The 230-nt window shown below is 57.4% G+C and carries 1 pseudogene; it reads right to left on the minus strand.

The annotated features are described in order from the left end of the window. Nucleotides 1-230: pseudogene (locus QP381_RS09580) on the minus strand (hypothetical protein); the annotation flags it as partial.

The raw sequence follows: 230 nt of genomic DNA on the forward strand, positions 1-230 counted from the left end.
GACCTCGATGACGATGTTTCCGGTCGTCGATGCGCCATTGAAAAGGGGAGACAATTGGTCGAACTCCTCCGGCGCGAGAGTCAGCTTCTGAGAAGACGCCAGGTTGTACGTCTTGCCGTCCTTGCTGACGAAGTCGACCGTCGCCCAGGGCATCTGACCCTGGGAGTCATTGCCGAGGTAGGTGGCCGTTATGTTGATAAGAACATAGGAGAAGCCATCCGTGGCCGGCT

This window comes from Pauljensenia sp. UMB6358, assembly GCF_030216865.1.
In the GTDB taxonomy this organism is placed as follows: Bacteria; Actinomycetota; Actinomycetes; order Actinomycetales; family Actinomycetaceae; genus Pauljensenia; species Pauljensenia turicensis_A.